Source organism: Noviherbaspirillum agri (assembly GCF_054780595.1).
The window spans coordinates 90,900-97,258 of the sequence record NZ_BAAGWA010000014.1 but is presented as its reverse complement, the minus strand read 5'-3'; the positions used below and the strand labels follow the sequence as shown (position 1 = coordinate 97,258).

Annotated in this window: 8 protein-coding genes and 1 pseudogene; 4 read left to right on the top strand and 5 right to left on the bottom strand. The window is 55.2% G+C overall.

All coding sequences use genetic code 11. The features are described 5' to 3' along the window. A pseudogene (locus ACYVIA_RS18880) lies at positions 1-127 on the top strand (IS630 family transposase); the annotation flags it as partial. Between the two features lie 137 nt (positions 128-264). Continuing rightward, a complete protein-coding gene (locus ACYVIA_RS18875; RefSeq protein WP_460843563.1) occupies positions 265-972 on the top strand; it encodes a helicase C-terminal domain-containing protein in 708 nt (235 codons plus the stop codon). 292 nt (positions 973-1,264) lie between these two features. Here the strand turns inward: ACYVIA_RS18875 and ACYVIA_RS18870 are convergent, their stop codons facing one another. Further along, entirely contained in the window at positions 1,265-1,642 is a 378-nt protein-coding gene (locus ACYVIA_RS18870; RefSeq protein ID WP_460843561.1) for a YcbK family protein, read from the bottom strand. Between ACYVIA_RS18870 and ACYVIA_RS18865 the strand changes: the two genes are divergently transcribed. Beyond that, positions 1,623-2,324 (top strand): hypothetical protein, encoded by a 702-nt coding sequence (locus ACYVIA_RS18865; RefSeq protein ID WP_460843560.1) that lies wholly within the window; start codon positions 1,623-1,625, stop codon positions 2,322-2,324. The genes ACYVIA_RS18870 and ACYVIA_RS18865 overlap by 20 nt on opposite strands. Positions 2,325-2,344: 20 nt before the next feature. Here the strand turns inward: ACYVIA_RS18865 and ACYVIA_RS18860 are convergent, their stop codons facing one another. The 4 genes from ACYVIA_RS18860 to ACYVIA_RS18845 form a co-directional block, all read right to left on the bottom strand. After that, positions 2,345-2,668 carry a hypothetical protein gene (locus tag ACYVIA_RS18860; protein ID WP_460843558.1) on the bottom strand — a complete coding sequence of 108 codons (324 nt, stop codon included), beginning with the start codon at positions 2,666-2,668 and terminating at the stop codon, positions 2,345-2,347. Between the two features lie 78 nt (positions 2,669-2,746). Further along, on the bottom strand, positions 2,747-3,067 hold the full coding sequence (locus tag ACYVIA_RS18855) for a hypothetical protein (RefSeq protein WP_460843555.1): 321 nt from the start codon (positions 3,065-3,067) through the stop codon (positions 2,747-2,749). Positions 3,068-3,151: 84 nt separating this feature from the next. Further along, a complete protein-coding gene (locus ACYVIA_RS18850) occupies positions 3,152-3,469 on the bottom strand; it encodes a hypothetical protein (protein WP_460843553.1) in 318 nt (105 codons plus the stop codon). A gap of 138 nt (positions 3,470-3,607) precedes the next feature. Beyond that, complete coding sequence (locus tag ACYVIA_RS18845) at positions 3,608-4,927, bottom strand: site-specific integrase (RefSeq protein ID WP_460843550.1); 1,320 nt, start codon at positions 4,925-4,927, stop codon at positions 3,608-3,610. A 1,002-nt stretch (positions 4,928-5,929) separates the two neighbouring features. Between ACYVIA_RS18845 and ACYVIA_RS18840 the strand changes: the two genes are divergently transcribed. Continuing rightward, positions 5,930-6,349 carry a hypothetical protein gene (locus ACYVIA_RS18840; RefSeq protein ID WP_460843548.1) on the top strand — a complete coding sequence of 140 codons (420 nt, stop codon included), beginning with the start codon at positions 5,930-5,932 and terminating at the stop codon, positions 6,347-6,349. Positions 6,350-6,359 lie beyond the last annotated feature (10 nt).

Sequence of the window (6,359 nt, the reverse complement as noted above, 5' to 3'; positions counted from 1 at the left end):
CGCCATTCGGCATTACCTGAGAATCAATAACGCCGACCCCAAGCCGTTTGTCTGGACCAAATCCGCCGACGACATCCTGGCCAGCATCGAACGATTTTGTCTTCGAACTTCTAACTCAGGACACTAGATGCCTTTTCTCGCGTGGACGAGAATGGCCGCGCCAAATGGGTGGATGTGAACAAGGATGCACATACGGTGTATGCGGCGCCGTTCGAAGCTGCGTCTCTGGCGTCGAGCATGCTTTGAAAGCAAATGCGGGGATGCGTGCTTACGTCGGCCACCATTGCGACGCTTGGCGAGTTCGGTCCGACACTGGCGAGCCTCGGCCTGCCGCAAGACACGACGACGGCAAAGCTGTCCTCGCCGCTCGACTACAGCCGCGCACGCCTGATCGTCCCGCGACTGATCGTGGAGGCGAACTCCAAGGGACATGCTTCGATGGTGACGTCGATTCTGCGCGCACACTCGTTCACCGGCGACCATATGGGAACACTGGTCTACTTCACGTCCCGCAAGAAGATGGAGTCGGTCTACGCGAGCCTCACCGACGAGGAAAAGAGCATCGTGATCATGCAGGGCGCACTAGCGCCAAGCGCAATGATTGCGGAACACAAGCGGCGCGTGGATGCGGGAGCGCGCAGCATTCTTTTCGGGCTGGACAGCACTGCCGAGGGGGTGGACCTTCCCGGCAAGTACTGCACGCTGGTCTTCGTGGACAAGCTGCCGTTTCCTTCCCCGGACGATCCCATCCTGGCATCGCACTCAGAGCATCTGGAAAGCAAAGGGCTGCATCCGTTTCCGCTTCTCATGCTGCCGAAGGCCGGGTTGAAACTGGCGCAGGTTGTCGGGCGGTTGATCCGCACGGAGGCTGATTGGGGCGACGTCTGGATTCTCGATCGTCGGCTGGTCGAGAAGAAGTACGGCCAGCGCCTGATCAAGTCGACGCCGTTCGCCAGCGTCATGCAGGTCTGATGCGCTGCGCGGACACTGTGTCCGCGCAAAAATGGCGTAAGTCCCTGAATCTATTGATGGTGGTGTTCAAGATGTCGAAAAAGCGATAGCGTTTTTTCGGCGAAATGCACAGATTCAGTAACGAATGGGAAGCTACAGAGCGCAGTTCCGACCGTGCGTGACGCGTCACGTAAATTCGGCCTGCCTATTTTTTCTCGTTGCCGACGCGACCCGCATGGCACCTGGCTTTGTAGTTCGATATGCACGTCTTTTCCACAGGAATTGTGGATATCTTTGCGCAAACGCAAACGGCCTAGCCGCGCCAGTACCGGACCCGTCCGCTATCAAGATGCGTGAAAGACTTGCCGGGATAAAAGCCAACGCCACCGCCTGCCAGATACATGCCGAAGCGTGCGACCGAAGCAGTGCTTACGCCCTCGATGCGCAGGTCAAGTGCTTGCGCCTTGGTATGGAAACTGTTCCGGACGCCGCCCTCCTTCGCATTGGTGCGAGGATCACGGTATCCGGAATTGATGATGAGAGGCCGCTCCATTCCGAAGCCCTGCAGCCAGCCGTACACGCCGCGCGCAATGTCCAGCGTAACCAGGTCGAACTGCACGGCAATATTGCGCTGCACGTCCCGCAGGATATGGCACAGCGCGTGGTACCAGATGGCGTTCGTGCTGGTCAATGCAGCACAGCGGCTTGTGATCAACCGTAAGGGAGAAACGCTGGCCGACTACCTCTATGTGCTTTCGGCACAGAGCGACAAAGCCATGAATGAGCACAACGCTGGCGTGATGAAGCGAGTGGCCGCAGCGGAAAGCCGAATGTACATCCTCGGGCGGCTGACATCCTTCAACCGGGACAAGGTGCAGGTGTTTTTGCCTGCAGTCGATCGTGCCCGTATGCCGAAGACGCTGATATCGACGGAAATGCTGGATTCTGCGATTGGCCAAAGCGCCTTCGTGCGCAACTTGCTGGACAGCGGAAGCGGGTCGATCATCGGACTGGCCGCGATCGAGCCGGCCGGCGGCGAATGGTGGAAGGCGGTATCCATTGCCGCGCTAACGACCAGCGTGAACGGGATTCCGGCAAACAGCAGCATCGAGCTTGAGTTCGAGGCGCATCTCACCGCAAATAACCGGAGTTTTCTGCGGCCTCTGCAGATCGCTGTCGAGGGACAACCAGCGGCAAAGCCCGTCTACCTTCTCATCGACACGCCGGATCGCCTGCGCTGTGAGATATGGGGAGTTGGAGAGGAATGCGTTCTTTCCGAGATGCGGCGGCGGGAGAAGGACGCCAAGGATAGCGGAAAGGCACTGATCACCTGGTCGGCGAATCCGCGGTTGCCTTTCCCTGATGTTCTATAACCTGTGAAGAAGCAGTACCTTCACTCCTTTCTGAAGTGCCTCTCATAGACGACCAGTTCGGCTTTGACAGCTTCCAAGAGTTGCTCTTCAGTTCCATCCCAGTTAAATGCCTGTTCGCATGACTCTAGCCGACTGGTCAACGATCGTTTGACGTTGACGCATGATGTTGGCGACTTCTGTTCACCGCGGATAATACGCACGTCATCCGGAGCGAAGAACGAGTATCGGTTCACGCCTCGTTTTGCAGTCAGGTTCGGAAAATGGTTACGGATTAACTGGTGAAACGCTTCCAGTCCGTGATCGTTGTTTTGCGATGACTCGACCATGTTGGCTTCTGCCTTCATTACTCAACCTTGTTCTGGTGCTTTGTGCCGCTATCAGTCTTAGAAACGCCAGTAAGCTGCGCTTCGTCCTTGTGCAAGCTACTTCTGCTCCAATTTCCGGATGGTTTCCTCTTTAATCTTCGTGTAGATCGTCTTGCAGTATTCGGAATCAAGTAACTTGTTGGACGGATCAAACTGCTCGAGTTCTTTTAGTGCCATTTGCTTTAGTTCAGCGTGACCTTCGGCTTCGCCGGATTTTCTTCGAATAGTGGAGTTTGCCTCGTTTAGGGCTAACTCCAGCTTTTGTGCATAGGCTCTCCATTGCTTAAGCAATGCATTGCTTTTGTCGAGCGCGTCCACCGTCTCGTTCATCTCATCAACGGTGTCCGCCCACATTCCGTACGTTGGTCCATAACTCATTGCTTATCATCTTTCAGGCGCACGGCGCCGGTGTCAGGTCTGGGGAAGCCCGGCGAACGGGCTTTGTCTTTATGCTGCAAACGCTTATTTGCTGAGCGTTTTCATGCACTCGTCTTTGAGCTTGTCGTAAGACACCTTCCTATATTCAGGGTCAAGAAGTTTGTTCGTTGGATCAAGGCGTTGAAGTTCTTGAAGCGCCAGATCTTTTAGCCCTGCTTGCGCTGCCTCTGCGCCAACTCTATCGCGGAACATCTCGTTTACCTTTGCGAGGGATGTTTCAAGCTTCTGGGCGTACTCTTTCCACTCTTTGAGGGATGCGCGAGACCGCTCGAGCGCGTCCACCGTCTCGTTCATCTCATCAACGGTGTCCGTCCACATTCCGTAGGTTGGTCCATAGCTCATTTCACATCCTTCTCGACGCCTGCCGCCGCGGGTAGTTTCAGTATTAAGAACCGTGAAAAGGCGGACAATCCGCCTTCTCAAAATCCGGAAAAGTTGCTTTTAGGCTACCACAGCACTTAATGCCCTTCAAGAAAGCCCCTATCCGGCTCTTCCCGCCCGAAAAGGCAACTGGCGCTGATCGGCACACTGTTCAAAGTGTTTTGTTAGCCTCATCGCTGCCGCTTCAAGCGCCACCGCAATGCCAGTATCGGGTTTGACCCAGTCCGTCGCATGCCGTGTGCTATGGATCCTCCACAGAGTGTGAGCCTGGGGGAACGTGATACTGATGTTGATCGCCTGCATGGCTAGCAGGATCTTCATGCAGTCATCAATGCGCTCTGCGGCGACGTCATCAATCAACTCGGGAGTGAGGTGCTGCAAGGCGCTCTCGATGTTGACCTTGCGCTTTTCAGGGGAGTCCGGTTTGCTCTCGCGACCGAACCCGCCTAAGTACGGGTCCGTGATGTTCTTGCGGCTGTGGCCGAGAAGTTCGCTGAGTTGTTCTCGCCTGATGTCCAGTTCGCTTCTCTCCATCTGGCCGGGCGTGCCGCCCAAGGTCGGGCTAAGCATGTCGGCGATGATGGCCGCATTCTCCGCGTACTGCGCACGCAAGCCATGTCCAGTCACGCCGGCTCGCTCACGCGTGATCCCGATCTTGGCCATGCTCCGCTCGTAGCGCCCTTGGTTGTATTCGTAGGAGGCATACCCGCCATCGAGCCGCGTCGGCCAGCCCAGGCGTTCGAACTTCCCGATTTTGGACTTCACAAAATCAAGGACTTTGCGCTGTTCCTCGTTATGGATAAGGATGTCGCGTGGCCGTCCACCTTTTGCTTCGCCCGGGAATATCACGAGACGATCGCCATGATCGGCTTTCCATGGCTTGGTATGGACGACTTCCTTGCGGCGCAGCCCGAAGGCCAGCATCATCCGGATCATCAGGCCGAAGCGTGGATCGAGGTTGTCGGCTTCCCGAATCTTGTCGGCGACATTGACGCCGTTTTCCGTCCAGCTTTTGCTCCCGACCGCGCCCTTGACCACCTTCAGATTGTCACGTGGCACTTCCGGCAGGTACTCCCACAGGCTGCGCACCATGTTGGGTTTGCCGATCCATCCGCCATATACGCGAAGTTTTGACAGGCTTTCCTGCATCGTGGAAGGTTTCTTTCCCTCTTTCATCCACAACTTGCACAGCGCCTCAATGTGTTCGTCATTGAGATTGCGCGGGTTCTGGAGCTTGTATCCAAGACAGTGTAAGTCATTGAAGCTCTTGCGCAGGACTTCGCCGTAAGCGGAAGCGGTCCGTTCCGACGCAACACGCCCGTTGACGCGCTTCTTCGCGTTCTCGCTCAGGATAGTGCTGAGGATGCCGTGCAGCGTGGCACGGCCTTGATTCTCGTGATGCTGGTTACCTTCACCCATTTCCACTCCGTTTAATCAATGTGACGATGCGCCCTCTTTGCGGCAAAGATCTGCCCCCGTTGAATAGACACATCTTTGCCGCCGGCGCTTTACTGCTGTTACTGGCAAGGGGTAGAGGCCCGTCTTAAGAATACTTGCTTGGTTGTGCATCCCTCTAATTGCCATTTCTGCACAACCCTGACTCCTCACGGTAGTCAGTCGCTTAGCCGAAGCTAAGACCCGATCTGATAACGCGGTTCTCGCGGAGCATGCCCCGGCCCCAGCCAGGTCTGGGGTGATGCTCACACCCATATCGCGTATTTATCCAGCCGCAGCTGTCGTGACTTGCCTATCTGTGTGCGCGTCCTATACGAGCACAGGGAGATAAGTCTGCGGAGTGCAGATCGTCACCTTTGTTGAAGTCCTTCAATGCGAGAGAGATTGAACTGCCTCGTGCGATCTGACTTTGCGTGACGCATCACGGAATCAGTCGTTGAGGCTTTGGTCGATGCCCGGAGTGGGCGTCAGGACGGTGTTTGCTGCCGCGAGATTTTTACTCAGGGGCAGTTATGTGTTCCTAATGTCCTTACAGCCGTTGATGCGTATGGCTTTGCTCGGACCTCAGTATTGCTGAGGATCTTTTCTAAGGGGCTAGATTTTTGGGCTAACGATCGCTGCCAGTGTTCCTGGAGCGCATCGAGTAGCCCATTTGCTTGACATATTTCCGCGAGAGCGGACTTGAGAATCTGTTCTGTTCCTATGGAATAGAACAGATGGTGAGGTGATTTGTTACTGCCGAAGAGTCGACATATCCAATTTACCTCACCTGATGATGACTACGCAAGGGAAAAGGCGCGCATTTCTCTGCGATTTCGAAGGAGTGCAAACCGGTGCTGCCTTTACAGTCCCTATCCAGTGTGCAGTGCGTGTGCAGTCAGTGCGCAACCAGTGTGCATTCAGTGTGCAACCAGTGTGCATTCAGTGTGCACCGCAATAGAGAATTATTGAAAAAGGGAGCTCTTAGTGGAAAGCGACAAGGTACCTCTACGTCAGGTGTTCATTTCGAAAGCGCCAAAGCAGACCGTGAGCCAGAGACTCGAACCGGTGCTCAGTGACATCGAGGACGCTATCAAGTCTGGACTGGGTTACGAGTCGATCGTCGCCATCCTTGCGCAGCAGGGATACGGCGATATACCAGTTGAGACGTTCAGAAGCACTCTCTACAGATTGAGAAAGCGTGCCGCTAAGAACGCCCATCTCGACCAGTCGCAGGGAGTTCGAAGCGAGTCTCAGCCGGTCATGACTAGCCTTACTCGGAAAGACGACGGAAATAGCACTGCTTTCAACGAGCCTGTCTCAATTGTGAGCAGCACAATCAAACAAACCGAGCCAAGAGAAAAATTCGACTGGTCGAAATATCAGGGTAAGGACATCCCATTTTAAAGAGGACATA

Excerpts from the sequence above, each read along its gene's own strand:
- ACYVIA_RS18865 (WP_460843560.1), top strand. The coding sequence starts at position 1,623 with ATGGCGTTCGTGCTGGTCAATGCAGCACAGCGGCTTGTGATCAACCGT.
- ACYVIA_RS18860 (WP_460843558.1), bottom strand. The coding sequence starts at position 2,668 with ATGAAGGCAGAAGCCAACATGGTCGAGTCATCGCAAAACAACGATCAC.
- ACYVIA_RS18855 (WP_460843555.1), bottom strand. The coding sequence starts at position 3,067 with ATGAGTTATGGACCAACGTACGGAATGTGGGCGGACACCGTTGATGAG.
- ACYVIA_RS18850 (WP_460843553.1), bottom strand. The coding sequence starts at position 3,469 with ATGAGCTATGGACCAACCTACGGAATGTGGACGGACACCGTTGATGAG.
- ACYVIA_RS18845 (WP_460843550.1), bottom strand. The coding sequence starts at position 4,927 with ATGGGTGAAGGTAACCAGCATCACGAGAATCAAGGCCGTGCCACGCTG.